Genomic DNA, 25,296 nt, shown 5'->3' on the forward strand with positions numbered 1-25,296 from the left:
CCTGTGCGCGCTACCGAACCCGTACCGAAACCATTTACCAGTGTCCTGTGTACGGGTGGAACCCACGCGGAAGACGAGAACGACATACCTACTGGTTCCACTACGAAGCGGTCACGCACCCTCGACAGACCAATGTGAGAGGGGTCACCCTGTCTGTCATCCACGCGGGGAGGCATGGATGGGCAGGAGCCGCAGAACACTTCCGGAGGAGCTTCTGCTGCTGGCGTTGGACCCGACCACGGGTACCACCGCACAGCCGCAGTCGCTCGACCTCGGTCTGGCCGGAGCACAGCTGGTGGAGCTGGCGCTGGCCGGACGGATAGCCCCAGACGGGGATCGTATCGCCGTGGTGGCCCCACGGCCGACAGGAGATCCAACACTGGACTGCGCGTTGGAGTTGCTGCGAAGGCGTGGCGCTCCCGTACGGGCGGTCAACTGGATTGGCGGACCCCGCCTGGGGCTGCGCCAGACCTATCTCTCGCATCTGGAGCGATGCGGCATGGTGCATGCCGTGGAGGGCCAGATGTGCGGGGTGCTGCCGACGACTCGCTACCAGGCGACCGACACGGCGATCAGCAGGGAGATCAAGGCACGCCTCGACTCGGCGATCCGCACCGGCGTCCCGCCGGACCCGCGGACCGCGGCGCTCGCCGCGCTGGCCCACGCGGTCGGACTCGGCAAGCACCTCTACCCGGGCAACGAAGGACGCTCGTCGCGGTCCCGGCTGCGGGACCTCATCAGGCACGACCCCATGGGCGGTCTGGTGGCGCACGCGGTGATGGACGTCCAGAACGGCGCTGCGGCCCAGCCACGCCGCAGTCCGGCCCCGGCCGGCCGCCAGGCCCCGGGACCGGGTGCCAGGCCCGCCCCGGAACCCGCCCGCGGTGTTCCGGCGCAACCGCGCCACGGATCCATGGCGCGGGCGGTGGCCCACTAGCCCGACGAGCACGCCGCACCGTACGACAGCACCACAGCGTCATTGCACCGCCGCACCACAGCACCGCCGCACCGCCAGTCCCCAAGCCCGGTCACGGGAGCCGCAGGTCCGCGCGGGGCGGCGGGACCGACCGCGCGTCCGGCCCACCCGGATCCGCGGAAAGGTTCCGCCGCCCCGCGCGGCCGCATGCGGGGGTGGTGTTCCGAACTGGCGTGTACGCGGCGCATATCGACCGTTTCCCAGCGGTAGAAAGCACCTTGGTGGCAGTCTGCTCAGCAGCAGATACACAAAGTGGCAAGCATGAGTCACGCAGCCGGAGGTGCACGTCCCGTGGCGTCGAGTGTCAATCCCACCGTAAGGCGGCGTCGGCTGGGCCAGGAGCTGCGCCGGCTCCGTGAGCTCAAGGGCATGACGGCCGAGGAGGTCGCCGAGCGGCTGCTGGTCTCGCAGTCGAAGATCAGCCGCCTGGAGAACGGACGGCGCAGCATCAGCCAGCGGGACGTCCGCGACCTGTGCGGGGTGTACGAGGTCGAGGACCAGCGGATCGTGGACTCGCTGATGCAGATGGCGAAGGACTCGCGCCAGCAGGGCTGGTGGCACGCCTTCGGGGACATCCCGTACAGCGTCTACATCGGCCTGGAGACCGACGCGGAGTCGCTGCGGACCTACGAACCCCAGATCATCACCGGCCTGTTGCAGACCCGGCCCTACGCCGAGGCCCTCATCCAGGGCGCGTTGCCCGAGACGTCCGTCGCCGACGTGGAGAAACGGGTGCAGGTCCGCATACGGCGGCAGGAGCGCATCTCCGCCGACCACAACCCGCTGCGGCTGTGGGTCGTCCTCGACGAGGCGTGCCTGCGCCGGACGGTGGGCAGCAGGCAGGTGATGCGGGAGCAGTTGGAGCACGTCGCCGAGATGTCGCAGCTGCCGCACATCACCGTGCAGGTGCTGCCCTTCGACGTCGGCGCGCACCCGGGCATCAACGGCCAGTACTCCATCCTGGAGTTCGCCGACACGGCCGACTCCAGCGTGGTGTACATCGAGGGCGTGACCAGCGACCTGTACCTGGAGAAGGCGCCGGACGTGCAGAAGTACACGGTGATGTACGAGCATCTGCGGGCCCAGGCCCTGAACGTGGAGCAGTCGCGGCAGCGCATCGAGGACGTGGCGAAGGAGTACGCACGCTGAGCGGTGCGGCATGTTACACCCCTGCCGCGATGTACTGGAAGACTCGCCTGGAATATGCCATCCGGACGAGTGAATGGCTGCTCCGTACGGGAAGGCCAGCGAGTAGCGTCGATCACGCCAAAGATCAAACGTCATTGGCGTAAACCACACTCGCGACTCGCCATCGGAGCAGACATGGCAATTCTTCAGGGCGCCCAGGAATCGTGGACCAAGTCCTCCTACTCCGGAGGAAACGGCGCGTGCGTCGAGGTCCGGTCACCCGTCGTGGCGGCGCTCGCCGTCCGCGACTCCAAGGTGACCGGCGGCCCGGTCCTCGCGTTCCCCGCCGACGCGTGGACCGCCTTCGTGACGTCGGTCAAGGAGTAGCGCCGCCGCGCATCACCCGCCGGTACCACCGACGGAGCCCTCTCGACCAGTTCGCCGACCTTGCCGAGAGGGCGCCCGTCACCTCACCTCACCGGGAACGCCACGTCGCACACCGGGTCCTCGGGGCCCGCGGCGTCCCAGTCGGCGAAGTACACCTCGCGGCACGGCCCCGTCACCGTCAGACCCTGCGCGGCGATCCACTCCTCCACCGCCCCGAAGGCGGCCAGGATCTGCGGATACTCCACCTGGGCCTTGGTGATCCGGGTGAAGGCCAGCCGCCCGGCCGGCTCCACCCGCACCCGCGTCCGCCACGCCCGTCCCCGCTCCTCGCTCCAGGCCCGCGCCGCCGCCTCGTCGGCGACCGGCACGCAGGACTCGGCCGGGCCGTCGCTCTCCGCCGACACGTCCGAGTGGTAGGCGACGAACGGTGCCGCCGTCACACCCCCGCAGCCCCGGGCCGCCTCCTCCAGACGCCCCAGTGAGGCACCGATCCACGCCGGCAGCTCGTGCGCCAGCAGGTGCCTGGTCTCGCTGATCACCACCTGCTCGGGCACGTCCACCGTCTCGACCACGAACTTTCCGTACACGTCGGAATCCCTTTCCGTCAGCCGTCCACGGAGGTAGTCGACGAGCGTGCGCTGCCCGGCCACCCGGGCCTCCACATCCGCCCAGTAGACGTCGAGCAGACCGGCGGCACGGTCGCCGTCCGCGTGGACCACCTCGGCGATCCGCGCGAGCGGCATGTCCAGCCGGCGCAACAGGGCCACGAGGCGGGCGCGTTCGACCTGCCCGGCGCGGTAGTACCGGTAGCCCGTGGTCTCGTCCACGTGGGCGGGCGCCAGCAGACCCAGCCGGTCGTACAGCCGCAGGGCCTTGGCCGACAGCCGGGCCCGCGCGGCGAACGCGCCGATGGTGAGCAACTCGTCGCCCACGCCGTCGTGCACGTAGTCGTCCACGCCGTTGTCCACGTCGTCGTCCTCCGTCACCGGGCGGCCTTTCCGCCCGGTGACGGGGACACTCGGGCTTGTCCCAGGGGCAAGGTCAACCGGCGAGGCGCTCCTCCACGGCCGCCACGACCTCCGCCGCCTCCGGCTCGGTCTGCGGCGAGAAGCGCGCGGCGACCTTGCCGTCCCGCCCGATCAGGAACTTCTCGAAGTTCCAGCGGACGTCCCCGCTGTGCCCCTCGGCGTCCGCGAAACCGGCCAGCCGGTCGTACAGCGGATGCCGGCCCGCCCCGTTGACCTCGACCTTCTCGGTCATCGGGAAGGTGACCCCGTATGTCGCCGAGCAGAACTCGGCGATCTCGTCGGCGCTGCCCGGCTCCTGGCCCATGAACTGGTTGCAGGGCACGCCCAGCACGGTGAACCCCTGCTCCGCGTACCGCTCGTGCAGGCGCTCCAGGCCGGAGTACTGCGGGGTGAGCCCGCACTTGGAGGCCACGTTGACCACCAGCACGACCCGCCCGGCGTACTGGCTCAGGTCCGCCGTCCCGCCCTGGAGGGCGCCGATCTCGACGTCGAGGGGAAGGCTGTCGTCGTTGCGCGTGTTCGGTGAGGTCGTCATGCACCGGATGCTAGTCCGGCGCCCCGACACCCGGCGCGCCCGCTCCCGCCTCAACGAGCACCTCCCCGGCCGCGGTCCGGGAGTACAGCACCGAGCGGCCCGCGCGCCGCCGTTCCACCAGCCCCGCGTCGAGCAGCACCCGCAGGTGCCGGCCGACCGACCCGAGGCCCTGCCCGGTCACGCCGACCAGCTGGCTGGTGCTCATGGGGGTGCCGAGCAGCGTCAGCACCCCCGCGCGGGCCGGGCCGAGCAGCGCGCCGAGGGCGGCGGGCACCCGCCGGGCACCGTCGTCCGCGAGGGCGCCCGCGCATGGGTAGACCAGCGCGTACCGCTCGGGCTCCTGCCACGCCACCCAGCCGTGCCGCTGCGGAGTGATCGGGACGAGCAGCAGCTCCGCCCCGGACAGCTCGCGCGGCGGGTACGGGTTCAGGTTGATCTGGAGCCGGTTGTCGCCCAGCCAGCGGGTGCCGGGCCGCAGGGCGTCCAGCACCGTCGCCCAGCCGCCCCGGCTCACCTGCGCGATCCGCGCGACGACGTCCGCCTCCAGGACCCGGCGGCGCCGCTCCCAGTCCGGCCGTACCGCCTCGGCCCAGACCACTTCGAGGAGCGCGGCGGCCCGCTCCGGCAGGTCGTCGCGGTCCAGGGCGGCCGGGAGCGTGCCCCCCAGGGAGACGGCCAGGTCGGCGCGGGCCTCGTCGGGCCGGGCCGCCCGGATCCGCGCGACGCCGTCCGCGAAACTCTGGCCCTCGGTCGGGGCGGGGGTGAGGAAGCCGGCGTTCCACTCCCGGCCGAGGCCCGAGGCCACCAGCAGCGCGGTCACCGGGTCGGCCGCCATACGGCGCAGATGGGCGGGCCGGTGGGTGGCGAGCCAGGCCCGCTCCCCGGGATGCCCGGCCACGCCCGCGTGCAGCATCTTCAGACAGGCGAGGGTCTCGTCGAGCGGCGAGACGACGAAACGGCTGCGCGCGAGGGTGTCGGCGTTGATCTGCCACCAGCCCATCCGGTCCCCGGCCCTTTCACCTCTCGGCCCCTCACCTTTCGCCTCCGCGCGAAACAATAACGGCCGTGCTCGGCACCGCCCCAGACTCCCCGCATGCCGGACACGCCCCGCAGGACCTACGCGGACCTCTTCCGCACCCCCGAGTTCAGCCCCCTCTTCCTCTCCTCCTCCGCCAACATCGCCGCCCAGACGGTGAGCGGCCTCGCGCTCGGCACCCTGGTGTTCCGGGCGACGGACTCGCCGCTGCTCTCCGCGGTCAGCATGTTCGGCCCGGCGCTCGCGCAGGTGCTGGGCGCCACGTTCTTCCTCTCCGGCGCCGACCGGCTGCCGCCGCGGGCGACGCTGGCGGGCCTCTCGCTCTCCTTCGCGGCCGCCACCGCGGCCCTCGCGCTGCCCGGCCTGCCGGTGTGGGCGATGCTCCTCATCGTCCTCGTCGAGGGACTGATCGCCTCGCTCGGCGGCGGGGTCCGCTGGGGGCTGCTGACCGAGATCCTGGCCAAGGACGGCTACCTGACCGGGCGTTCGCTCTTCAACATGATGAGCGGCCTCATGCAGATCGCCGGATACGCGGCCGGCGGCGTCCTGGTGACCCTGCTGTCGCCGCGCCTGTGCCTGCTGCTCGCGGCCGCCCTGTACGGCACGTCGGCCGCCCTCGCCCTCCGCCTGGCCCGCCGCCCGCCCCGGGTCTCCGGCCGCCCCTCGGTCACGGCCACCTGGCGGGCCAACGCCCTGCTCTGGTCCGCCCGTCCGCGCCGCCACGTGTACCTGGCCCTGTGGATCCCCAACGGCCTCGTCGTCGGCTGCGAGTCGCTGTTCGTCTCCTACGACCCGCGCGCCGCGGGCACCCTGTTCGCCTGCGGTGCGCTGGGCATGCTCGCCGGGGACGTGACGATCGGCCGGCTGCTGCCAGCCCGGCTGCGCCCCCGGCTCGGCATCCCGCTGCTGGCGCTGCTGGCGGCCCCGTACCTCGTTCTCTTCCTGCGGCCGCCGCTGCCGGTGACGGCCGTACTCATCGCCCTGGCGTCGGTGGGCTTCGGCGCGAGTCTGGTGCAGCAGGAGCGCCTGGTCGCCCTGACCCCCGACGAGTTGTCCGGGCACGCCCTCGGGCTGCACTCCGCGGGGATGCTCACCATGCAGGGCGTCGCCGCGGTCCTGGCCGGCACGGTGGCCCAGTTCACCTCCCCGGCGACGGCCATGTCGGTGATGGCGCTCGCCTCGCTGGCGGTGACCCTGACCCTGACGCTGGCGAGCCGGCGGGACGCGCCCGACGGCGGGCTGCTGCCGACGCGGGCGGCGGTACCGTCCGCGTGACGTGCGGTCCCGGCGGGCGCGGCTCGGCCTCGATTGGGTTAAGGAGAGCCCGGGAACTCCTGCGCACTCCGGCTCTTGCCTAGGGTGAGACGCTGGGGAGGGCGCCTGAGGACAGGGAGAGGGCGGCTCTTGAGCGCTGCGACACCGGAGTAGTCATGACCGTCAGGAAGCCGCCGGCCGGTTCCGCGGCGGTGCTGTCCTGGATGCCCGTCGCCGCCATGTCCGTGGTCGCCGTCGTCGACCTCACCATGGGTCCCGGAGTGGGGCTGCTGCCGCTGGTGTCGCTGGGCCCCGCTTTCGCCGGACTGGTCGGCGGCTGGCGGCGCACCGCGGTGATCGGCCTGGCCGCGCTGCTGCTCTGCGTCGGCCTCGGTCTGTACAACGGGCTCTTCGACCGCCCCCGCGGCTACACGGCCATGCTGTCGGTGGCCGGGGTGACCGGCGTCGGCATCGCGGCGGCCGTGATGCGCTCGCGCCGGGAGGCGGAGCTGGCCAGCGTCCGCTCGATCGCGGAGGTGGCCCAGCGGGTGCTGCTGCGCCCGGTGCCGCTGACCGCGGGCCCGCTGCACGCGGCCGTCTCCTACACCTCGGCACTCGCCGAGGCCCGGATCGGCGGCGACCTGTACGAGGTGGTCGCCTCCCCGTACGGCGTCCGCGTGATCGTGGGCGACGTGCAGGGCAAGGGCCTGGCCGCGGTGGAGACCGCGGCCCGGGTCCTCGGCACCTTCCGGGAGGCGGCGTACGACGAGAAGGACCTGGCCAGGCTCGGCGAACGGCTGGAGCGCAGCGTCGCCCGGGAGTTGGAGGACGAGAAGTTCGTGACGGCGATCCTCGCCGAGATCGGCCACGACCACCAGGTCGTCCTCCTGAACTACGGCCACCCGGCGCCGCTGCTCGTCCACGGCGACGGCACCGCCGACTTCCCGGAGCCGCCCGCGTACGCCCTCCCGCTGGGCCTGGCCGCGCACGGCGGCCCCGGCCCCGACCCCTTCCCGGTGCCCTTCCGCCCCGGCGACCAACTGCTCCTCTACACCGACGGCGTCACCGAGGCCCGCGACGAGCAGGGCGGCTTCTACCCGCTCGCCGAGCGCACCCACCTCCTGAAGGACCCCGACGTCCACCGCGCCCTGGAGGCCCTGCGGGAGGACCTGGTACGGCACGCGGCGGGGCCCCACCACGACGACGCGGCGATGCTGCTGCTGCGCTACCAGGGAGGGAACGGCGGCGCCCCGGGCACCTTGGGCGTCCCCAACGCCCCGGCCGCCCCGGCGTGACGACCGTCAGGCGTGGCGGCGGTCAGGCGTGGCGCGCACCCGCCGACGCCAACGCCATGCCGAGCCAGGCGTGCGGGTTGCCCTCCCAGCACCGGCCGGGCTTCGGTCGTCAGAGGCGCCCACCTGGATGCGCTCGTCCGTGACGAGTGGCTTGAGGAGGACGACACGCGGATGCTGCGCGAGGGGGTGCAGCATCCCGGGGTCGGGAACAGCGCCCGCGGCGGGCTTCGGGTCGGGCGTGGGACCGGTCAGGACGGGACCTCGATTCTGGCCAGGGAACCGGTTTCCAGGGCGCACCACAGGGCGCCGCCGTGCACGGCGATGCCGTGCGGTTCGCTGTCGGTACGGGAGAGCGCGTACGAGCCGAGGCGGCCGTCGACGGTGATCCGGCCGACCCGGCCGGTGCCCCACTCGGTGAACCACAGCGCGCCGTCGGGCCCCGCCGTCACCGCGTGCGGCCGGGCCCCGGGGTCGGCGAGCGGGTACTCGGTGATGTCGCCGGCCACGGTGATCCGGCCGATCCGCCCGGCCCCGATCTCGGTGAACCACAGGGCGCCGTCGGGTCCCGCGGCGATGCCCACCGGTGCGGCGCCCTCCGTCGGCAGCGGGTACGCGGTGCCGTGGCCGTCCGTGGTCAGCCGCCCGACGGCGTTGCCCTGGTTGAGCGTGCACCACAGGGCGCCGTCCGGACCGGCGGTGACGGCGGACGGGAAGGCGCCGGGCGCCGCGTACTCGCTGACGTCGCCGTCGACCGTGACACGGCCGATGCGGTCGGCCGCGGAGAGCGTGAACCACATGGCACCGTCCGGACCGGCCGTGATCCCGAACGGTCCGCCCTCGGGGGTGAGGGGCGCGAAGGAGGAGTAGTCGCCGTCCGGGGTGATCCGGCCGATGCGGTGCGTCCGGTACTCGGTGAACCACAGGGCGCCGTCGGGTCCCGGCACGATCACGGTCGGTCCGTCGCCGACCGGATGGACGGTGACCCGCCCGTCGTCCGGGTCCCTGCGGGCGACGGCGCCCCGGTGGACGAGGGTGAACCACAAGGCGCCGTCCGGCCCCTCGGCGAGCGCGTAGGGACCGGCGTCCGCGTCGCTCACGTTGAACTCCCGTACGGAGTCGGTGTCGTACCTCTCGTTGGATTCATTCATCGGGCGTAACGTTACGCGGAGGCTATTCAGCCCCACCCCCACCTCCTGCCTGCGCGGCCTCCACGACCGCCGGGAGGAGGCCCTGACCGCGGCCCTGGCCGACACGACGGACACCCCGCCGGACGACATCACGCCCCGTACGGCCGCGGCCCTGCTCGGCGGGGTCCATCGCGTCCTGTTCACCGGCATCCAGGAACTGACCCTGGCCGGGCGCACCACCCCCGAGATCGCCGAGGTGCTGGCGCGGGAGGCACCCCGGGCCTTCGACCTGCTGACCCCGGCCCTCGCGGAGTACGGGCGCCGCGCTCCCGTCAGCGGCCGTGTCGGTGACGGGAGTTGAGGCGGGCGGCCTGGCGCACGAGATGGTCGCGTTCGGCGAGGTCGGGCGCCTTGTGGGCCGCCTCGGCGTACAGCCGCGCCGCCGTGTCCAGATCGCCGTCGCGCTCGTGCAGGTAGGCCGCCACCGCGGTGTGCCGGGGCAGGGTGTCGTCCAGCGCGGCGAGTTCCACCAGCCCGGCGCGCGGCCCGTCGGCCTCACCGACGGCGACCGCGCGGTTGAGCCGGACGACGGGGTTGTCGGTCAGGCGGGCGAGTTCGTCGTACCACTCCACGATCTGCACCCAGTCGGTCTCCCCGGCGGTGGGCGCGTCGGCGTGCAGGGCGGCGATGGCGGCCTGGGCCTGGAACTCGCCCAGCCGGTCCCGGGCCAGCGCCGCCTGGAGGATCCGCACCCCCTCGGCGATGGACGCGGTGTCCCACCGGCCGCGGTCCTGCTCGGCGAGCGGCACCAGACTGCCGTCGGGCGCGGTCCGGGCGGCTCGGCGGGCGTGGTGGAGCAGCATCAGCGCCAGCAGCCCCGCCACCTCCGGGTGGTCGACCGAGGCCGCGAGCTGCCGGGTGAGCCGGATGGCCTCGGCGGCGAGGTCGACGTCGCCGGAGTAGCCCTCGTTGAAGACCAGGTAGAGCACGCGCAGCACGGTGGCGACATCACCGGGCCGGTCGAACCGGACACCGGAGACGGTGCGCTTGGCCCGGCTGATCCGCTGCGCCATGGTCGCCTCGGGCACCAGGTAGGCCCGGGCGATCTGCCGGGTGGTCAGCCCGCCGACGGCGCGCAGGGTCAGCGCGACCGCCGAGGACGGCGTCAGCGAGGGGTGCGCGCACAGGAAGTAGAGCTGGAGCGTGTCGTCCACGCCGGGCGCCGGACCGGGCGCCGGCTCCTCCTCGACCCGGTCCTCGCGCCGCCGGCGTGCGGTGTCGGCGCGGGTCGCGTCGAGGAACCGCCGCCAGGCCACGGTGACCAGCCAGCCCTTGGGATCCCGCGGCGGATCGTCCGGCCACCCGCGGACCGCCTCGACCAGCGCGTCCTGGACCGCGTCCTCGGCCGCCGCGAAGTCGGCTCCGCGGCGGACGAGGACGGTCAGCACGCCGGGCGTGAGGCTCCTGATCAGGGCCTCGTCCATCGGAGGGGTCACTCCGTAACGGTCGGGGGCGCGACCAGGAACGGCCGCAGCTCCAGCCACTCGTGGATCGGCTCCCCGCCCGCACCCGGGGCGGCGGACAGTTCCCCGGCCAGCTCGACGGCGCGCTCGTAGCTGTCGACGTCGATCACCATCCAGCCGGCGATGAGGTCCTTGGTCTCGGCGAACGGCCCGTCGGTGACCGGCGGCTTCCCCTCACCGTCGTACCGGACCCAGGCCCCCTCGGGGGCGAGTGCCTGCCCGTCGACGAACTCGCCCGTCTTCTCCAGCCGGTCCGCGAAGTCCTGCATGTACTGCATGTGGGCCGAGATCTCCTCCGGCGTCCACTGGTCCATCGGCGCGCCGTTGACCGACTCCGGGGCGCCACGGTAGTGCTTGAGCAGCAGGTACTTGGCCATGATGGTCTCCTAGGTGCTGGTGCGGCCCATTGTGGCCGCCTTCACCCCTGGGACGGAGCGGGACGCGCGTTCTCGACACGGCGCGACGGCCGGACGGAAATTTTTTTGGGGACTCCTCCTCAGCCCTCTTCCGGGGCCGCTGCCGAGACCTCTCTCAGCACCCCTTCCACGCCGTGCAGGAAGGTCTCGGACACCAGCTCCGGATCGAAGAGGCAGCCGGCCGCCATCGCACCGTCCCGGAGCATGACGAGGTGCCGCCCGGCGGCATCGACGGGGACGTCGTCGTCACCGGCCCGCGCCAGCAGCTCCGTGACGGTGTCCAGGAACCACTGCCGGTGGGCCAGGACCGCCTGGTGCACGGGGTGCGCGGGGTCGGGATACTCGGCCACGGCGTTGAGGAAGGCACAGCCGCGGAAGCCGGGGGAGCGGATCCCGTCGACGATGGACCGCGCGACGGCCCGGACCTGCCCGACGGCCGAGGGAGTACTGCCCACGGCCGCGGCCACCTGCCCGCGGATCCCCTGGTCGGCCTGGTCGAGGTAGGCGAGGACGAGGTCCTCCTTGCCGGTGAAGTGCCGGTACAGCGTGGCCCGGGTGACGCGCGCCTCCGCGGTGATCCGGTCGATGCCGACGGAGTGGATCCCCTCGGCGTAGAAGATCTTCGTCGCGGTGCCGAGCAACCGGGCTCGCGCTTCGGAGGTGGTGCGGCCTGCTGCGCTCGGACTCATCGGACTCATGCGACCACCGTATCAAGGTGGTGAGGTAGAACGTTCGGTCTTGACAAGGGTGGCGGGGAGGCCGTTGACTGCGTGACGAGAGAGAGACCGAACGTTCTACCTCACGGTACGCACCTCATCGCACGTCTTCTCGTGCGCCCCAGCACGTTTCCCGCCGCACGCCTCACCGAAAGGCACTCCCGTGGACACCGTGGACACCGCCGTCGCCGCACCTCCCGCCAGCGTCCCCGCCACCCTCCGGAAGCTGTACTTCCTCCGCTTCGCGTTCGCCGCCGCGTGGGCCGCGCTGCTCTTCGCCGCCGCCGACGCGCTGGGTCCGCTGAGTACGACGCTGCTGCTGGTCTACCCGCTGTTCGACGTGGCGGCCGCGGTCGTCGACGTCCGGTCGGCGAGGGCCGACGGCGGCCCGGTCACGCCCCTGTACGCGAACATCGCGATCAGCTCCCTGACGGTGCTCGCCCTCGCCCTCGCGGCGACCTCGGGCATCCCGGCCGTCCTGCGGGTCTGGGGCGCGTGGGCCGTCACCGCGGGAATCGTCCAGCTCGTCGCGGGCGCCGCCCGCCGCCACCTGGGCGGGCAGTGGCCGATGATCGCCAGCGGCGCCATCTCGACACTCGCCGGCCTCTCCTTCGTCACCCAGGCCGGCGCCGACGACCCGTCGCTGCGCAGCCTCGCGGGGTACGCCTTCCTCGGCGGGGTCTTCTTCCTGGTCTCCGCCCTCCGCCTGGGCCGTGGCCGTGGGGCACGCCGCCCGGTCTGAGGGGAGAGGTGGACGGAACGGAGGGATACGGGGTTGTCCGGTACGCGGCCGCACCAGGAAGATCGTCACTCGTGCGCATCGACGAACTCAACGCCCGTGAACGCCGGTTGCGAGACGCCTTCCCGCAAGGCCACCGCCTCGACCTGTCCAGTCCCCCCGCGCCGACGGCCCCGGCGTCTGCGGCGGCCCACGCGGACCCGGCGTCTGCGGCGGCCCACTCGGACCCGGTGATCCGGGCCGACGCCATCGCGGCCCTTCTGCTGGGCGCGCACGCCGAACCCGCCCCAGGCGACCGCCCCGCCCTGCGTCTGACCGGTGCGCACATCACGGGCCGCCTGGACCTCAGGTTCGCCGAGACAGCGGCCCCGATCCTCCTGACCGACTGCCGCTTCGACGAGGCACCGCTGCTGCAGGGCGCCCGGACCCGCCAGTTGGTCGTGATCGGCTGCGCCCTGCCCGGGCTGGTGGCCGACACGGCGCAGATCGACGGACGCCTGGTCGTCTCCCACTGCCGCCTGACGGGCCCCCTGGTCCTCAACCGCACGCAGATCAACGGAGACCTGGACCTGCGTGACACGACGGTCGGTTTCCCCGAGGGTGAGGCCATATCGGCCGTCCACGCCCAGGTCGGCGGCGACGCCCTGTGCACGAACCTGGCCGTCGAGGGGACTTTCCGGCTCTCCGGCGCCTCGATAGACGGCGAGTTCGACCTGGAGGGCGCCGCACTCCGCGCCCCCGGCGGCCACGCCCTGGACGCCTACCACGTCCGTGTCGCCGAGGACTTCACCTGCCACCCCGGCTTCAGCGCCGAGGGCCGGGTCATCCTCTCCGGTGCCACCGTCGGGGCGGCCGTCGGCTTCTGCGGGGCCCGGCTGAGCAACCCGGGCGACACCGCCCTGGAGGCGGTGGACGTCACGGTCGACCGCAACTTCGACCTGGGCCTCGGGCTCACCGTCGACGGCGCGGTGAAACTCGACGGCACACGCGTGGGCACGGAACTGAGCTTCCGCGACGCCGAACTGACCCGCAAGGGCGGCACCGCCCTGTCCCTGCGGGCGACCCAGGCACGCGAAACGGACCTCCGCACCCGCCGGCCGATCGACGGAGTGGTCGACGCCCGCAACGCCCGACTGGGCACGCTGTACGACGCCCAGGACACCTGGCCCACCGACCTCCGCCTGGCCGACGCGACGTACGAGGCCCTGGCGTTCCCGCTCCCCGCCGCGGAACGTGTCCACTGGATCCGCCGCACGACCGGCGGCTACCTCCCCCAGCCGTACGAGCAACTGGCGGCGGCCTACCGGCGTCTCGGCCACGAGGACGAAGCCCGCACGGTCCTCCTGGCCAAGCAGCGTCACCGCCGAGCCACCCTCCCCGCGCACATCCGCCTCTGGGGCCACGCCCAGGACCTCTCCGTCGGCTACGGCTACCGCCCCCTCCGCGCCGGCCTGTGGCTCCTCGCCCTGCTCGCCTGCGGCTCCCTCTACTTCGCCCTGCACACCCCGGCGCCCCTCGACCCAGGCAAGGCACCGCCCTTCAACGCCGTCTTCTACACCCTCGACCTCCTCGTCCCGATCATCACCTTCGGCCAGGAGAACGCCTTCGCCCCACACGACACCGGCCAGTGGCTGTCCTACGCCCTGATCGCCGCCGGCTGGATCCTGGCCACCACGGTCACAGCGGGCATCTCCCGCGCGGTGAACCGACAGTGACCGGGCGCCCGTTCGGCTACCGTCCCCCCATGGCGCTCAACGAGATCACCCGAGCCGCGATCCTTCAGTCCGTCGCGGAGTACGACCGACTCGGCCGGGAGGCGTTCCTGCACCGGTACGGATTCGGGCCGTCGCGCACCTACCTGCTCAAGGTCGACGGCAAGGAGTACGACTCGAAGGCGGTGGTGGGCGCGGCGCACGGCCACCTGCCCGGCCGCGAGCCCTTGGGCAGCGACGAGTTCTCCGGCGGCAAGGACCACGCCGCCAAGCTGCTGAAGGACCTCGGCTTCGAAGTCGTGGCCCGCGCGGCGAACTGATCCCCGACGCCCCACCGGCGGACGCCCGTCGTGTCCTGGAAACGCCTCCCACGTACACACCCGGTGGGGCAAGATGAAACTGCTCCCATCGACGGGGGATGGGGCGCCGCGCACGCCTGCCGTGGACTCGCCATCCTGGTGCGTGCGATCACCGGTGTCCCATGAATGACGGCCAGGCATGTATGGCCGTAAAACGCGTGGGTGTCGGGCCGGAGCCCGAAGCTCCGCGACCAGGAAGGAACCCTGCGCATGGCGAGCGCAACCGACCCGTGAGGGCGGGGCCGCTGCTAGGCCTGGTATCAGGCGGTCTCCTGATACCCGTCACAGTGGCCTATCCATGGATCGGCGTGATCGCGGTCCTCATCCCCCTCGCCCTCTTGTGCTGCGTGGTCCTGCCCGGCGTGTGGTCCGCCAGCCCGACCCGCCGCCGCGACGCCCGCGTCATGGCCGAGCTGCTGCTCGGCGTCCCCCGGCGGAGACGGCAGTGACCGGCGGCCGGTACCGGTGCCGCGCGCCTCCGGGTCGTACGGCTCGGGTCGCCTCCGGCCTTTGCCGCCGTGCCCAGGTCAGAAGCATCGCCATGTGCAGGCCCCCGGACCGTGCTCGGTCCGGTTGCTCGTGCGGCGGGCTGGAGGGGGTGCCTGTTCGGTGGCCCGAAGGTCATACCCAGGTCTGATCCCGCAGTTCAGCTCCTGGTCCGACGCCCTGCGGGGGACGGCGAAGGCATCGTCGTCGTCATGACGAACCCGACGACGTCCATGGCCACCCCGGTCACAACGATCGGCGCCCGACTGCGTGGCGCGCTGCCTGTGGAGCCGTTGGAGGCCACCGGCTTCCCCGGACGCTGGGTGGGCGGCACCGCCATGGTGCTCGGCCCACTCCTGATGCTGACCGGCGCGTTGCTGCGGGCCCGCTTCGACTTCTTCTACCCCGACCAACTCGCCGCGTACGAGCGGCATCCCACCCTGATGGCCACCGCATACGGCCTCTTCGCGGCGGGCAGCCTGCTGCTCTGGCCCGCCGTGGCGGTGCTGGCCGCACGGATTGGGGTGCGCAGTGCCGGCTGGGGGGTGTGGGGCGGGGTCCTGGTGATGTTCGGGCTGTTCGCCCGGGCCTTCCACGCGGGGGTGGACCATCTGGCCTTTCAGCTGGTGCGTTCCCAGGGGGTCGGGTCCGCCACCGAAGCGGTCTCCGCCGGCTACGGCGCCTTCCACGTCTTCGCCACGCTGAACCTCGCCATCCTCGCCGGGTGGATCGTCCTCGCCCTCGGCGCCTGGCGCACCCGGGTGCTGGGCCCGGCCCGCGCCGCCGCACTCGGTCTCACCGCGGCACTGCCCCTCGGAGTACTCAAGGGGACCACCCCGCTGTCACTGGTGGCCCTGACCGGACTGTGCGCCGCACTGGTGCCGCTGGGCTCGGCCCTGCTGCGCGATGCACCCCGCCCCAGCCGTGCAGCGGCGTTGCGCTGGATGCCGCTGATCCTGGTGACGCTAGGGCTGATGGTGCTGCTGGGGCAGGCCGGTTGAGCGCACACGTCCAGGTACGGTCGAAGTACGGTCGAACCATGAAGCCCAAGCGGCAGCGCCATCTCCACGCCCTCGACCTCGGCGCGGCTCTGGCCCTGACCGCCGTGTACATCGGCTTCGCCCGACTGTCTGCCGACGACGGCCAGCCCGTCTACACGGGACCGTTCTGGCTCGGCTGTCTGATCGCGGCCATGGTCGGCCTGCCGGTCGCCGTACGCCGCCGATGGCCGCTCGCGGTCCTGGCGGCCGTACTGGCCGCCCTGGCCATTGCATCGCTCCTCGACATCCCCCGTGAGCCGTACGCCGCCGCCGGGCTTGCGGCCTATCTCGTCGGACTGGCCGAGCCCGCCCGCCGGTCCGTGCCCGCACTCGCGGTGACGCTGCCCGTGGCGTGCGGCGCTGTCTACATCGGGGAAGCGGTGGTCACTCCCGCCGAGGACCCCCGGGGCGCCGCGGGGGTGGCCGGGCTCGTGCTCCTGGTAATCAGCGCGGCCTGGGGCACGGGATTCACCGTGCGGGGCCGCCGGGCCGAGGCCGCCAGGGAACAGCAGCGCCGGTCGGAGCGCGCACTGGACGAGGAACGTCTGCGGATCGCCCGCGAGCTGCACGACATCGTCTCGCACAACCTCAGCCTGATCGCCGTCAAGGCGGGCGTCGCCGGGCATGTGGCGGAGGCCGACCCGCGGGAGGCACGGGCCGCCCTCAAGGTCATCGAGGAGACGAGCCGTGCCGCGCTGGCCGAAATGCGGCGCACGCTCGGTGTGCTGCGTACCGAGGGCGCGCCCCTGGGACCCGTACCGGATCTCGGCCGACTCGACCTGCTTGCCGAGGAGGCACACCGGGCGGGAGTGGACGTCGATCTGACGGTGCACGCCGTGGAGGGCCTGGCCGAGGGGACACAGTTGACCATCTACCGGATCGTCCAGGAGGCCATCACCAACGTGGTCCGGCACGCGGCCCCGACCCGCTGCCGGGTAACGGTCGAGGCGGACGCGCATGAGATCCGCATCGACATCACGGACGAGGGGCCACCGTCACCGTCCGCACTCGGACAGACGATCCACAAACTCCCGGGCGGGCACGGCCTTTTGGGGATGCGTGAGCGAGCGATGATGTACGGCGGCAGCTTCGAGGCGGGCCCTCGGCCGGAGGGTGGCTTCGCGGTGTCCGTCCGTCTGCCGGCCGAAGGGAACCAATGACCACGACCGACGCGACCCCCGTCCGGGTACTGATCGCCGACGACCAGGCAATGGTGCGCGGCAGCTTCCGGGTTCTCGTCGATCACACTCCCGGTATGACAGCCGTGGGCGAGGCCGCGAACGGAGCGCAAGCCGTCGAACTCGCCCGCCGCGAACGCCCGGACGTCGTGCTGATGGACATACGCATGCCGGCCCTCGACGGCATCGAGGCGACCCGGCAGATCTGCGCGGACCCGGCCCTGTCCGCCGTCCACGTCCTCATCCTCACCACCTTCGACCTGGACGAGTACGTCTACGCCGCCCTGCGCGCCGGCGCCGCGGGCTTCCTGCTCAAGGACACCCCGCCGTCCGAGGTCCTCACCGCCATCGGCGTCGTCGCCGCGGGCGAGGCGCTGCTCGCCCCCTCGGTGACCCGCCGCCTGATCGAGGAGTTCGCCCGCCGCCCAGAGCCCGCGCGCCCGCCCAGCCGCTCGCTGGACGGAATCACCGGCCGGGAGTTGGAGGTGCTCGGCCTGATCGCGAGAGGTTTGTCCAACACGGAAATCGCAGAACACCTCCACCTGAGCCTGGCCACGGTCAAGACCCACATCGGCCGCCTGCTCACCAAACTACGCGCCCGCGATCGCGCCCAGCTCGTCATCGTCGCCTACGAGACCGGCCTGGCGGGCGACCGCCGAAGCGGAGCGTGAGGCGCACGGGACGGCCGGCTCGCATGGGGATTCGGGGTGCTCCGGGATTTGATCACGGCGTCGGAGCGCATACGGAAAACTCCTGTGCGTCGGCTCGCGCACCTCTGCGATCATCCACGAATGGCGCACAGTCTCGAATCGCTGGTCATCCGGCACACCCACCGCCTTCCTTCTCCCAAGGGGTCCGCCGGGGAAGGCGCCACGGCCGCGCGACAGTTCGACGCGGCGCTGACAACTGTGGGCTTCAAGCTCTCGGCCGAGCTGATGGCGCGGCTGTCAGGGCTGTCCGAGGCCGCGGTCGTGCACACCGCCAAGCGAACACTGCGCACCGTGAGCGAGATGGTGGGCGACCACGTCCGGCACAACTCCTACTTCATCGACTTTCCGGCGAACGTGCCGGACACCGAAGACTTCTGGATGCGGTGCGTGACGAAGGCGCTCGGTGACGACAAGTCGCGCGAGAGTGTGCTGACGCAGCTGAGGCACGGGGTGTTGGACCTGCTCAGCCTCCCCACGTACGGTCGCTACCAGCACACCTACGAGGAGATGCTCACGGCTCAGGACGAGCTGATCGCCTCGGCGGGTGACCGGGTGACCGTCCTGCACCTCGGGCGGGGCCTGGACGACGAACTCACCGACCTCTACCTGGCCTTGGCGGGCAGCACGACGCCACTGGGCGAGGACCACCTGCGCGACCTCAAGACGCTCGCCGAGCGATGCGCGCTCGGCCCGCAGCCGACGTCGATCCCCGTCCGGGAGAATCGAGCGGTCGTCAACGAGGCCCGTCTCGGCGTCGGCTCCGACCTCCTGCTTGACACCGTCACCGATGTGCTGCGTCTGGCCTGCGCACTGTCGGACGGCGATGTGACGCTCCAGGAGCCGACCCGGTTCCGGGCGCTGTCGCGCCCGGCGCGCCGGGGGCTGCTCGCGGGCCTCGACGCGGTGGTCGCGGCGAACCCGGCGAAGCTTGCCGATGTGCATGCGCACCGGGAGCCCTTCAAACGGCTCGGTGAGCGTCTCCATCCCCACGAGTACCCGCGCTGGCCGCACGCCGCCGATGTGTTCGCCGTCGCGCGGGGCGAAAAGGAGGCGCGGTCCTTCGACAGCCGCGTCGAGCAGCTGCTCGACGAGTTCGACGTCACCGGTGCGGTGAGGCTGCTCAAGTCCGCTCCCGGGAAGCTGTTCCGCGCCCTGGACCTCCTGCTGCGTATCGCCGCCGACCAGGAGGAGCGGGACGCGGTGGTGGCCGCGGCGGTGGAGGCCGCCCCCGAGGTCTCCGGCCGGGTCGTCCTCTCGGTCCGTGAGCACTTCCACAACCGCGAACGGGAGACCGACACACCCCGCATCTTCGTCAACCGCCGGGGCCGCGCCTGGGTGACCCCCGACGGCCGGCCTCCGGTACCAGCCGCCGACCGCGACCGTTTGATCGCCGCTCTCGACGCCGAGATCCGCCGTCGGCTCCAGGCGCCAGGCCGGCTGTTGCTCGACCCCGACGTCCTCGACGTGGCGCTCCCGCTCAGTGGCAGGGCGGCCGCGGCCGGGTTCGGCGTACTGCCGCGGGGTTCGGTCTCGGCGGTCGACGGTGAACTGCTGCGCTTCTTCGTGTATTGGAAGGAGAGTAGGGAGCGGACCGACTACGACCTGTCGGCCCTGCTTCTGCACAGCGACTACAGCACCGACTCCTGGCTTTCCTATGCCGCCCTCACAGCCGTCGGGGGTGAGCACTCGGGCGATGTCACCGAGGCGCCCGACGGAGCCGCGGAGTTCATCAACCTGTCCCTGGACCGCGTGCGCAGCACGTTCATCGTTCCGCAGGTCAACATCTACGCGGGAGAAAGCTTCGAGGAGGTCGAGGAGTCGTTCTTCGGGTTCATGCTGCGCGAAGGTGAGCAGAAGGGCCGTCCGTTCGAGCCGCGTACGGTGCGGATGAAGTCGGACCTGCGCGGGGCGGGCCGTGTGGCGCTGCCTCTGGTCTTCCAGCGCGGCGACGACGGCAGGTGGCGTGCGAAGTGGCTGCACCTCTACCTGAAGGGCATCTCGGTGGCGAACCGGGTCGAAGAGAACCAGGCGTCGGTGTCCAAGGTGGTGCGTGCCCTCGTGGAGCGCGAGCAGCTGACGATCGGGTACCTGATCGACCTGATGTCCCGCGACACCACAGTCATGGACCTGTGGGACGGGGAGCAGGTCCCGGACGAGCCCGTGATGTACATCGGTCTCGAACGTCCCGAGGGCCTGCACCAAGACTCCCGGATCATCACCCTCGAAAATCTGCGCGACTTGATCCCGGGCTGAGTGCTAGCGTTGCCAACGGCGAGGCCATGAAGGGGCTTCCTTCTCATTCACTCCAAATGAACTCAAGTCCTTTCGCTCTCCTCGCCCTCTACTTCGACTGAGATGCGCCCGCGCGGCGCATCTCAGTCTTCGTGTGCGGCGACGGCTCATCACTGCTGAGAATTCCGATGAATTGACCAAGAATCGACCGATAGCGTCGCCTGCGCGAGGCCATGAGAGGGCTTCCTTCTCCTCCGCCGTGAATGCGGCCTACAACGGCTGCACCATGAACTGTTGAGGCGCCGGCTACAGGCATCCTGGCTCGCCGTTGGCGTCGAACCGTGCGAGGGATCGCTCCAGCAGTTCGAAAAACTGCCGCAGGTCACCCGCTACTTGGTCGACCTCTGGTTCGTCCAGCGAGGCCGTTCGCGTCCTGTAGATCACTCCGTCATGGCCGACGAAATAGGACAGGCCGCCACCGTTCGAGCCGACGACCAGGCCCCTGTCCTTCTGGTCCGCGCCGAAATCGACAGTGCCGTACTGCTTAAACCGCAGGAGGACATCGGCTGCCGAGTCAACGAAGTAGCCGTGGCCGACGTCCGCCCAGGTGACCTCGCCGATGCTGTCGTAGAAAGTGACCAGGTCGTCGGGGACGAGGCTGACCTGGGCGAGCGTGCGAGCCGCGGCCTGATCGGCGCGGTCGGCCAGCCGGACCTCGTTGACGCCCGGTGGAAAGCCGTGCCGGCGTTCGAACTCGTCTGTCATTGCCTTGAGGGTCTTCGAGACCCTGCTGTTCCACGAGGCCAGCCAGGCGGGAGTAAGCGAACGATCACTCATGAGGGCGGATCATGGCACGGGCCGCGGACATCAACGGGTACCCAGCAGCCCTGCGTCGAAGGCCGGCAGCGTCGTCCTGAGCTGCCGGGGCATGAGGCAGCAGGCGAGTATGAGGAAGGCTTCGTGCATATCGGCCCTGCCCTCCCAGCAGATGCGCAGGCGCCGATAGTTCCTACCACGATCCGGTCGCCGCGCGGGTGAAGTTCGCAGAGGTGGCGGAGTCCTGGCCGTCCGCGCAGATCCATCTCAAGCACTCAACTCGAGTTCGCCACCGCGGCATCTCGACCTCCACGTGATCCACGGATGGGGCGTCATCCCTCTGGACCGCATCCACTACACAAGCGCCGCTCCAAGCAACTGGCCAAAGCCAAGGCCAAGCTGGAGAAGGCGGAGAAGAAGGCCCGTAAGGTGGCAGTGGCAGTGGCAGTGGCAGTGACAGTGGCCGTCCCGGAACATGATGCCGCGTGATGCGTGCCTTATGCGTGCGGGTACGACAGCAGGGGCCGGCCGGCTTCGGGTTGCTGGGGCAGATCGCGGCGGACCTAGGCCCTGAGCCAACGGTTCTCCGGCGGCCGGGGCGTAGGCCATCCGCCGCGCGCGTACCTCGCTGAGGCTGCGTGGGCGGTAGCCGGGGCCTCCGCAGCGGCTCTTGTGGAAGCGCACACAAGCGGACAGCAGCACGGAACGGGTGCGCCGGGTGGGGTGTCCCGGGTGTCCCGCCTCTTGGGCGCCGCGAAGGCGGAGCCGACGTGGATCAGTGGTAACCCCGATAGCGAGGCTTCAGGGACGCCCGCATCAGGCATCCAAGCGGTCGATCAGCTTCTCGTGCCGACGCTGGGCCAGCTCGTCGTTCGCGGGCATCTCGCACGGCTCCCCACCTCTGCCCGCAGCCGCAGGTCTGCCATATGTGTACTGCGAGGACAAAGGCCCTTCCACCCAATGGACGGAAGGGCCTCTGACCAGGTGTTTCTCTGTGCCCCCGGCAGGATTCGAACCTGCGACACCCGCTTTAGGAGAGCGGTGCTCTATCCCCTGAGCTACGAAGGCGTGCCGTCGCTGGGCGCGGCGGTGACAACAGGTTAGCGGATCGGGGGCCGGGGTGGAGGGGGAGGTGAGCGTCGGCCCGGGTCAGGTCGGGGGGACGTGGACGAAGCGGCCGGCGACCGACAGGTCCGCCTCGATGAGGGTGGCCGTTCGGGACAGCTCCGGGAGGATGTCCGTCCGGCAGGCCGCTGCCGTGCGGCGGGCCGCGTGCATCGCGACGTTCAGGGCGGCCACCACCCTGCCCGTGCGGTCGCGCACCGGGACCGCGAGGGAGCGCAGGCCGGCCTCCAGCTCCTCGTCGACAAGGGCGTAACCCTGCGTCCGGGCCTCGGGGAGGGCCAGCAGGATGTGGCCCAGTGCTGTGGACCGGGCCGGGAGGCGGGCGCCGACCGTGACGCGGGCGCTCAGGACACGCGTCGTGGACGCCCGGGTCGTGTACTGGATCTCCTCGCCCGATTCCGACAGGACGGCCAGGGACGTCGACTCGTGGACGCGGTCGGCCAGAGCGGTCAGGTGGGGCTGGGCGATCTCGGGGAGGGAGGTGCGGGAGAGGGGAGGGAAGCCGAGGGACAGGACTCGGGGGGTGAGGGTGAAGGTGTTGCCTGGTGCCGGGGCCAGCAGGTCCGCGTGGCCGAGGGTGATGAGCGCTCGGCGCGCGGTCGCACGGGCCAGGCCGGTCGCCTGCGCGACCTGGGTCAGGGTCAGCGCGGAGCGGCCCTCGTCGAAGGCCGTCAGTACGGTCAGGCCGCGGGCGAGGGACTCCACGAACTCCCGGCCCAGTTCCTGCTTGGACGCTCCCGTCCAGGTGGCCAGGCCCGCCCGGGGCGGTCCCGGTGCCGGTGGCGGGGCGGTGCGCAGGTCGTCCTCCATCGCCGCGACCGCCGCGCGCAGGCGGGGAAGCAGGGCCGTCCGCAGGTCCGGTGCCGTGTGGCGGCTCGTGTGGCTCACGACGCTCGCCACGCAGGCCACCCGGCCGGTGCCGGGGTCCCGTACCGGGACCGAGAGCGCCACCAGGCCCGGTTCGATGAGCTGGTCGTCCAGCGCGTGGTCGTCCGTCGCCGCCTTCGCCGTACGGCGGACGAAGTCCTCGTCGGGAGTGGGGTGTTCGCTGGGCGGGACCGCGGGGAAGGTGTGGTCCGCCGGGTCCGCTGCTCGGCGTTCTCGCCAGTGGTGCCAGTCCGCGTCCGTCCATTCCGCGGCGAAGAGGGGCCCAGGTGCCGTGCGTTCGGCCGGGAGCAGGTCGCCGATGCGGAAGCTCAGGGACATGGCGCGGCGGCGGGTGGCCTGGTGGATGAAGCGGATGCCGTCCCGGTCGCCGACCGCCAGCGACACCGACTCGTCCAGTTCGTCGGCCAGTTCGTCGGCGCGGGCGGAGAGCAGGGCGGGGAGGCGGAGGGCGGCCAGATAGGCGTTGCCCAGTTCCATCAGGCGGGGGGCCAGGGTCACGTCGCGGCCGTCCAGGCGGACGTGTCCCATGCGGGCGAGGGTCGCCGTGAGGCGGTCGACCGTGGAGCGGGCCAGGCCGGTGGTCTTCTCCAGGGCGCTGAGGCTGAGGGTGCCGCCGGGCGCCTCGGTCAGCCGGCGGAGCACGGCGATGCCGCGGAGGAGTGGCGTGACCGCCTCGGCCGGTGCGGTCGCCTCGGCGGGTGCGGTTGTCCTGGCCGGTGCGGCTGTCCCGGCCGACGTGTTCGTCTCGGCCGACGCGTTCGTCTTGGCCGGGACGCCCGTGTCCGGCGCGGCGGCACTCCCGTCCCGGGCCCCATCGGTCCCGTCACGGGGGGTGTCGTGCGTGGTGTGGGCGGGCATCGGCTCTCCGGTACGGCGATCACGGCAAGGCGCCGCAGGGCGCCTACGGTAGCCCGCCCCGCCCACCGCCTCCGATTGACCGTACCCGGCAGTCACGTCCGGGTGACCCGTACCTGGCCGTCATGCGGCCGTCATGTCAGGGCGACCCGTACCGGCCGTCACTACCGGGTGACCCGTACCGGCCGTCACTTCCGGGTGACCCGCACCCGTACGTCTTCCGTCCCGTCCTTGCCCGACACCTTGATCGTGACGCCCTTGCGCGGGTCCTTGAAGGTCTCGCCCGAGGTGAAGGTGGCGTCCGAGAGTTCGGCGTGGACGTTGGGGCTGCGGGTGCAGCCGCCGCTGTCGCGCCGGGAGTCGTAGACCCGTACCGGGCCCATGCCGGTGTCGACGTCCGCGTCGACCTTGTAGATCAGTACGCCGGGCCGGCACACCGTCTCGTCGTTGCCCTCGCGGGTGCGCAGTTCGACCGCGTAGCCGGACGTGCCGCTCAGCGGGAGGACCACCAGCTTGTCGCCGCCCTTGCCGGCCAGCGGGGTGAGCGTGTACTCCGTTGTCCCCGGCGTGGCGGCGCAGTGCACCTGGGACGGGTCGAGCCAGCCCAGCTTCCACTTGTGCCAGCCGAGGAGGTCGTTGTTGGCGCCCCAGTCCTCGCTCATGATGTCCCAGTGGCCGACGGCCCCTCCGCCCTCCTGGGTGTAGAGGTCCGGGAGGCCGAAGACGTGGCCGTTCTCGTGCGGGAGTACCCGGTAGCCGGTCTCGTCGTAGGAGCCGGAGCCGTCGTCCTGGCGGGAGTAGACGAAGGAGGCGTTGGCCACCGGGACGCCGTCGGCGACCGGGGCCTCCTGGTTTCCGGCGAAGGTCACGGACAGGACCGTGTCGAGGGCGGAGGGGCCCGCGTTCGGGGTGACCAGGACGTTCAGGAGGTCGTACGAGCGGAAGTCGACCTTCGGGTCGGCCACCGCCACCAGGTCCTGGACCAGCTTGCGGTAGCCGGGTTCGAAGGGGGCGCCGCGTTCTATCCCGTACTCCGCGAAGGACTTGGGCATCCGGAGCCAGTCCCGGATCGGGGTTTCGGGGCGGTAGTCGAGGCGGCCGTAGCTGCTGGTGCGGAACCACTCCGCGGTCTGCGGGAAGAACTCCGCGTACCGGTCGAGCGCCTTGCCCTCGCCGGGCGCGTCGGAGAAGTCGATCATCAGGTTGAGGGCGCGGACGGTGCCGGTCGAGCGGGCGTAGCCGGTGGAGGTGGGCACGCCCTCGGACATCTGGATCTCGGCGCCGCCGCTGATCATGCAGGGGCCGTGCGCGGAGGAGCGGGAGAGGGCGGCGGGGCCGGGGCCCGCGGTCGAGGTGCCGGGGGCGAGCCGGCCGGTGCCGGCCGAGGTGCTGAGCGCGAGGGTCAGGACGGCGACGGTCCCGGCCGCGGCCAGTCTGCGCGGGCGTATGCGACGGCTCGGCGGCGGCGCCTGCGGCGGCGGCTGCATGCGGACCTCCCCGGCCACGGCAGCCGCCCGACACCGGCTGCACCCTTGCGCTCACCCTGTGCCGAGGGGTGGGCGGGCGCGCGCTGGAGAGGCCGATCGTGGGTTTCTCGCCGGTAGCCGCCGACCGGGGGACGGGCCGGGATCCGGGTGTGACTCAGGTCACCGGAAAGTTCTTCGGGAGCGGGAAATAACCGGGGATCGTTTCCCCGTTTAGACCTGTGTCCGAGCGAAACGGGGATTCCCTCCCC

General features: G+C 71.9%; 24 protein-coding genes, 1 tRNA gene and 2 pseudogenes. 14 read left to right on the forward strand and 13 right to left on the reverse strand.

The genetic code is table 11. From position 1 onward, the window contains the following. Positions 1 to 178: 178 nt before the first annotated feature. The 3 genes from IE258_RS22015 to IE258_RS22025 all read left to right on the forward strand — a co-directional run bounded on the left by IE258_RS22015 (position 179) and on the right by IE258_RS22025 (position 2,491). Positions 179 to 937, forward strand: coding sequence for a GOLPH3/VPS74 family protein (locus tag IE258_RS22015; RefSeq protein ID WP_007388668.1), 759 nt, complete (start codon positions 179 to 181; stop codon positions 935 to 937). 330 nt (positions 938 to 1,267) lie between these two features. Then, positions 1,268 to 2,125: a helix-turn-helix domain-containing protein gene (locus IE258_RS22020; RefSeq protein ID WP_161377462.1), complete on the forward strand. Its 858-nt coding sequence runs from the start codon at positions 1,268 to 1,270 to the stop codon at positions 2,123 to 2,125. Between the two features lie 174 nt (positions 2,126 to 2,299). Next, positions 2,300 to 2,491, forward strand: a complete 192-nt coding sequence (locus IE258_RS22025; protein ID WP_059301326.1) for a DUF397 domain-containing protein — start codon at positions 2,300 to 2,302, stop codon at positions 2,489 to 2,491. Between the two features lie 83 nt (positions 2,492 to 2,574). On the opposite strand, the gene IE258_RS22030 is transcribed toward IE258_RS22025, so the two are convergent. The 3 genes from IE258_RS22030 to IE258_RS22040 form a co-directional block, all read right to left on the reverse strand. Then, positions 2,575 to 3,459 carry a MerR family transcriptional regulator gene (locus tag IE258_RS22030; RefSeq protein ID WP_189746400.1) on the reverse strand — a complete coding sequence of 295 codons (885 nt, stop codon included), beginning with the start codon at positions 3,457 to 3,459 and terminating at the stop codon, positions 2,575 to 2,577. Between the two features lie 73 nt (positions 3,460 to 3,532). Next, positions 3,533 to 4,054 carry a glutathione peroxidase gene (locus IE258_RS22035; protein WP_159327108.1) on the reverse strand — a complete coding sequence of 174 codons (522 nt, stop codon included), beginning with the start codon at positions 4,052 to 4,054 and terminating at the stop codon, positions 3,533 to 3,535. 10 nt (positions 4,055 to 4,064) lie between these two features. Then, positions 4,065 to 5,054, reverse strand: a complete 990-nt coding sequence (locus tag IE258_RS22040) for an ArsR/SmtB family transcription factor (protein ID WP_189746065.1) — start codon at positions 5,052 to 5,054, stop codon at positions 4,065 to 4,067. Positions 5,055 to 5,147: 93 nt separating this feature from the next. On the opposite strand from IE258_RS22040, the gene IE258_RS22045 reads away from it, so the two are divergent. Further along, positions 5,148 to 6,365, forward strand: coding sequence for an MFS transporter (locus IE258_RS22045; protein ID WP_189746067.1), 1,218 nt, complete (start codon positions 5,148 to 5,150; stop codon positions 6,363 to 6,365). 155 nt (positions 6,366 to 6,520) lie between these two features. Continuing rightward, on the forward strand, positions 6,521 to 7,639 hold the full coding sequence (locus IE258_RS22050) for a PP2C family protein-serine/threonine phosphatase (RefSeq protein WP_189746069.1): 1,119 nt from the start codon (positions 6,521 to 6,523) through the stop codon (positions 7,637 to 7,639). 22 nt (positions 7,640 to 7,661) lie between these two features. Here the strand turns inward: IE258_RS22050 and IE258_RS42075 are convergent. Both IE258_RS42075 and IE258_RS22055 read right to left on the reverse strand, forming a co-directional pair. Beyond that, positions 7,662 to 7,742 (reverse strand): annotated as a pseudogene (locus tag IE258_RS42075) (DUF5701 family protein); the annotation flags it as partial. 145 nt (positions 7,743 to 7,887) lie between these two features. After that, on the reverse strand, positions 7,888 to 8,787 hold the full coding sequence (locus IE258_RS22055; protein ID WP_189746071.1) for a Vgb family protein: 900 nt from the start codon (positions 8,785 to 8,787) through the stop codon (positions 7,888 to 7,890). Here IE258_RS22055 and IE258_RS22060 point away from each other — a divergent pair. Then, positions 8,774 to 9,127 carry a hypothetical protein gene (locus IE258_RS22060; protein ID WP_373309898.1) on the forward strand — a complete coding sequence of 118 codons (354 nt, stop codon included), beginning with the start codon at positions 8,774 to 8,776 and terminating at the stop codon, positions 9,125 to 9,127. The genes IE258_RS22055 and IE258_RS22060 overlap by 14 nt on opposite strands. Here IE258_RS22060 and IE258_RS22065 read toward each other — a convergent pair. The 3 genes from IE258_RS22065 to IE258_RS22075 all read right to left on the reverse strand — a co-directional run bounded on the left by IE258_RS22065 (position 9,099) and on the right by IE258_RS22075 (position 11,394). Continuing rightward, positions 9,099 to 10,250 (reverse strand): RNA polymerase sigma factor, encoded by a 1,152-nt coding sequence (locus IE258_RS22065; RefSeq protein WP_189746402.1) that lies wholly within the window; start codon positions 10,248 to 10,250, stop codon positions 9,099 to 9,101. The genes IE258_RS22060 and IE258_RS22065 overlap by 29 nt on opposite strands. 8 nt (positions 10,251 to 10,258) lie before the next feature. Then, positions 10,259 to 10,666 carry a YciI family protein gene (locus IE258_RS22070; RefSeq protein WP_159327103.1) on the reverse strand — a complete coding sequence of 136 codons (408 nt, stop codon included), beginning with the start codon at positions 10,664 to 10,666 and terminating at the stop codon, positions 10,259 to 10,261. A gap of 119 nt (positions 10,667 to 10,785) precedes the next feature. Beyond that, the gene (locus tag IE258_RS22075; protein WP_373309916.1) at positions 10,786 to 11,394 is read right to left on the reverse strand and encodes a TetR/AcrR family transcriptional regulator; all 609 of its coding nucleotides are present in this window, start codon (positions 11,392 to 11,394) and stop codon (positions 10,786 to 10,788) included. 199 nt (positions 11,395 to 11,593) lie between these two features. On the opposite strand from IE258_RS22075, the gene IE258_RS22080 reads away from it, so the two are divergent. The 8 genes from IE258_RS22080 (at position 11,594) to IE258_RS22115 (ending at position 19,898) form a co-directional block, all read left to right on the forward strand. Then, positions 11,594 to 12,163 (forward strand): hypothetical protein, encoded by a 570-nt coding sequence (locus IE258_RS22080; RefSeq protein WP_189746404.1) that lies wholly within the window; start codon positions 11,594 to 11,596, stop codon positions 12,161 to 12,163. Between the two features lie 71 nt (positions 12,164 to 12,234). Beyond that, positions 12,235 to 13,875 carry an oxidoreductase gene (locus IE258_RS22085; protein ID WP_189746075.1) on the forward strand — a complete coding sequence of 547 codons (1,641 nt, stop codon included), beginning with the start codon at positions 12,235 to 12,237 and terminating at the stop codon, positions 13,873 to 13,875. Between the two features lie 29 nt (positions 13,876 to 13,904). After that, on the forward strand, positions 13,905 to 14,192 hold the full coding sequence (locus IE258_RS22090) for a ScoMcrA-related endonuclease (protein WP_229892328.1): 288 nt from the start codon (positions 13,905 to 13,907) through the stop codon (positions 14,190 to 14,192). Between the two features lie 326 nt (positions 14,193 to 14,518). After that, entirely contained in the window at positions 14,519 to 14,680 is a 162-nt protein-coding gene (locus IE258_RS22095; RefSeq protein WP_189746079.1) for a hypothetical protein, read from the forward strand. Positions 14,681 to 14,929: 249 nt separating this feature from the next. Continuing rightward, the gene (locus IE258_RS22100; protein ID WP_229892330.1) at positions 14,930 to 15,718 is read left to right on the forward strand and encodes a hypothetical protein; all 789 of its coding nucleotides are present in this window, start codon (positions 14,930 to 14,932) and stop codon (positions 15,716 to 15,718) included. Positions 15,719 to 15,756: 38 nt separating this feature from the next. Beyond that, positions 15,757 to 16,917, forward strand: a complete 1,161-nt coding sequence (locus tag IE258_RS22105; protein ID WP_189746080.1) for a sensor histidine kinase — start codon at positions 15,757 to 15,759, stop codon at positions 16,915 to 16,917. After that, positions 16,914 to 17,606, forward strand: coding sequence for a response regulator (locus IE258_RS22110; RefSeq protein ID WP_189746082.1), 693 nt, complete (start codon positions 16,914 to 16,916; stop codon positions 17,604 to 17,606). Before IE258_RS22105 ends, IE258_RS22110 begins: the two co-directional genes overlap by 4 nt. A gap of 120 nt (positions 17,607 to 17,726) precedes the next feature. Then, entirely contained in the window at positions 17,727 to 19,898 is a 2,172-nt protein-coding gene (locus IE258_RS22115; protein ID WP_189746083.1) for a TerD family protein, read from the forward strand. Positions 19,899 to 20,183: 285 nt separating this feature from the next. Here the strand turns inward: IE258_RS22115 and IE258_RS22120 are convergent, their stop codons facing one another. The 5 genes and pseudogenes from IE258_RS22120 to IE258_RS22135 form a co-directional block, all read right to left on the reverse strand. Continuing rightward, positions 20,184 to 20,642 carry an SMI1/KNR4 family protein gene (locus IE258_RS22120; RefSeq protein ID WP_189746084.1) on the reverse strand — a complete coding sequence of 153 codons (459 nt, stop codon included), beginning with the start codon at positions 20,640 to 20,642 and terminating at the stop codon, positions 20,184 to 20,186. Between the two features lie 548 nt (positions 20,643 to 21,190). Beyond that, positions 21,191 to 21,475: pseudogene (locus IE258_RS42080) on the reverse strand (hypothetical protein); the annotation flags it as partial. Between the two features lie 213 nt (positions 21,476 to 21,688). Then, positions 21,689 to 21,761, reverse strand: a tRNA-Arg gene (locus tag IE258_RS22125). A gap of 81 nt (positions 21,762 to 21,842) precedes the next feature. Then, positions 21,843 to 23,564, reverse strand: coding sequence for an IclR family transcriptional regulator domain-containing protein (locus IE258_RS22130; protein ID WP_189746085.1), 1,722 nt, complete (start codon positions 23,562 to 23,564; stop codon positions 21,843 to 21,845). Between the two features lie 185 nt (positions 23,565 to 23,749). Then, positions 23,750 to 25,048, reverse strand: coding sequence for a M6 family metalloprotease domain-containing protein (locus IE258_RS22135; protein WP_189746086.1), 1,299 nt, complete (start codon positions 25,046 to 25,048; stop codon positions 23,750 to 23,752). Positions 25,049 to 25,296: the final 248 nt, after the last annotated feature.

Origin of the sequence: Streptomyces tendae, from assembly GCF_014650435.1 — a bacterium.
Classification (GTDB): Bacteria; Actinomycetota; Actinomycetes; order Streptomycetales; family Streptomycetaceae; genus Streptomyces; species Streptomyces tendae.

Bases quoted from the DNA above. Each gene is read 5' to 3' on its own strand.
- IE258_RS22015 (WP_007388668.1), top strand. From the start codon at position 179: ATGGGCAGGAGCCGCAGAACACTTCCGGAGGAGCTTCTGCTGCTGGCG.
- IE258_RS22025 (WP_059301326.1), top strand. From the start codon at position 2,300: ATGGCAATTCTTCAGGGCGCCCAGGAATCGTGGACCAAGTCCTCCTAC.
- IE258_RS22035 (WP_159327108.1), bottom strand. From the start codon at position 4,054: ATGACGACCTCACCGAACACGCGCAACGACGACAGCCTTCCCCTCGAC.
- IE258_RS22040 (WP_189746065.1), bottom strand. From the start codon at position 5,054: ATGGGCTGGTGGCAGATCAACGCCGACACCCTCGCGCGCAGCCGTTTC.
- IE258_RS22045 (WP_189746067.1), top strand. From the start codon at position 5,148: ATGCCGGACACGCCCCGCAGGACCTACGCGGACCTCTTCCGCACCCCC.
- IE258_RS22050 (WP_189746069.1), top strand. From the start codon at position 6,521: ATGACCGTCAGGAAGCCGCCGGCCGGTTCCGCGGCGGTGCTGTCCTGG.
- IE258_RS22055 (WP_189746071.1), bottom strand. From the start codon at position 8,787: ATGAATGAATCCAACGAGAGGTACGACACCGACTCCGTACGGGAGTTC.
- IE258_RS22065 (WP_189746402.1), bottom strand. From the start codon at position 10,250: ATGGACGAGGCCCTGATCAGGAGCCTCACGCCCGGCGTGCTGACCGTC.
- IE258_RS22070 (WP_159327103.1), bottom strand. From the start codon at position 10,666: ATGGCCAAGTACCTGCTGCTCAAGCACTACCGTGGCGCCCCGGAGTCG.
- IE258_RS22075 (WP_373309916.1), bottom strand. From the start codon at position 11,394: ATGAGTCCGAGCGCAGCAGGCCGCACCACCTCCGAAGCGCGAGCCCGG.
- IE258_RS22090 (WP_229892328.1), top strand. From the start codon at position 13,905: ATGGCGCTCAACGAGATCACCCGAGCCGCGATCCTTCAGTCCGTCGCG.
- IE258_RS22100 (WP_229892330.1), top strand. From the start codon at position 14,930: ATGACGAACCCGACGACGTCCATGGCCACCCCGGTCACAACGATCGGC.
- IE258_RS22105 (WP_189746080.1), top strand. From the start codon at position 15,757: ATGAAGCCCAAGCGGCAGCGCCATCTCCACGCCCTCGACCTCGGCGCG.
- IE258_RS22110 (WP_189746082.1), top strand. From the start codon at position 16,914: ATGACCACGACCGACGCGACCCCCGTCCGGGTACTGATCGCCGACGAC.
- IE258_RS22115 (WP_189746083.1), top strand. From the start codon at position 17,727: ATGGCGCACAGTCTCGAATCGCTGGTCATCCGGCACACCCACCGCCTT.
- IE258_RS22120 (WP_189746084.1), bottom strand. From the start codon at position 20,642: ATGACAGACGAGTTCGAACGCCGGCACGGCTTTCCACCGGGCGTCAAC.
- IE258_RS22130 (WP_189746085.1), bottom strand. From the start codon at position 23,564: ATGCCCGCCCACACCACGCACGACACCCCCCGTGACGGGACCGATGGG.
- IE258_RS22135 (WP_189746086.1), bottom strand. From the start codon at position 25,048: ATGCAGCCGCCGCCGCAGGCGCCGCCGCCGAGCCGTCGCATACGCCCG.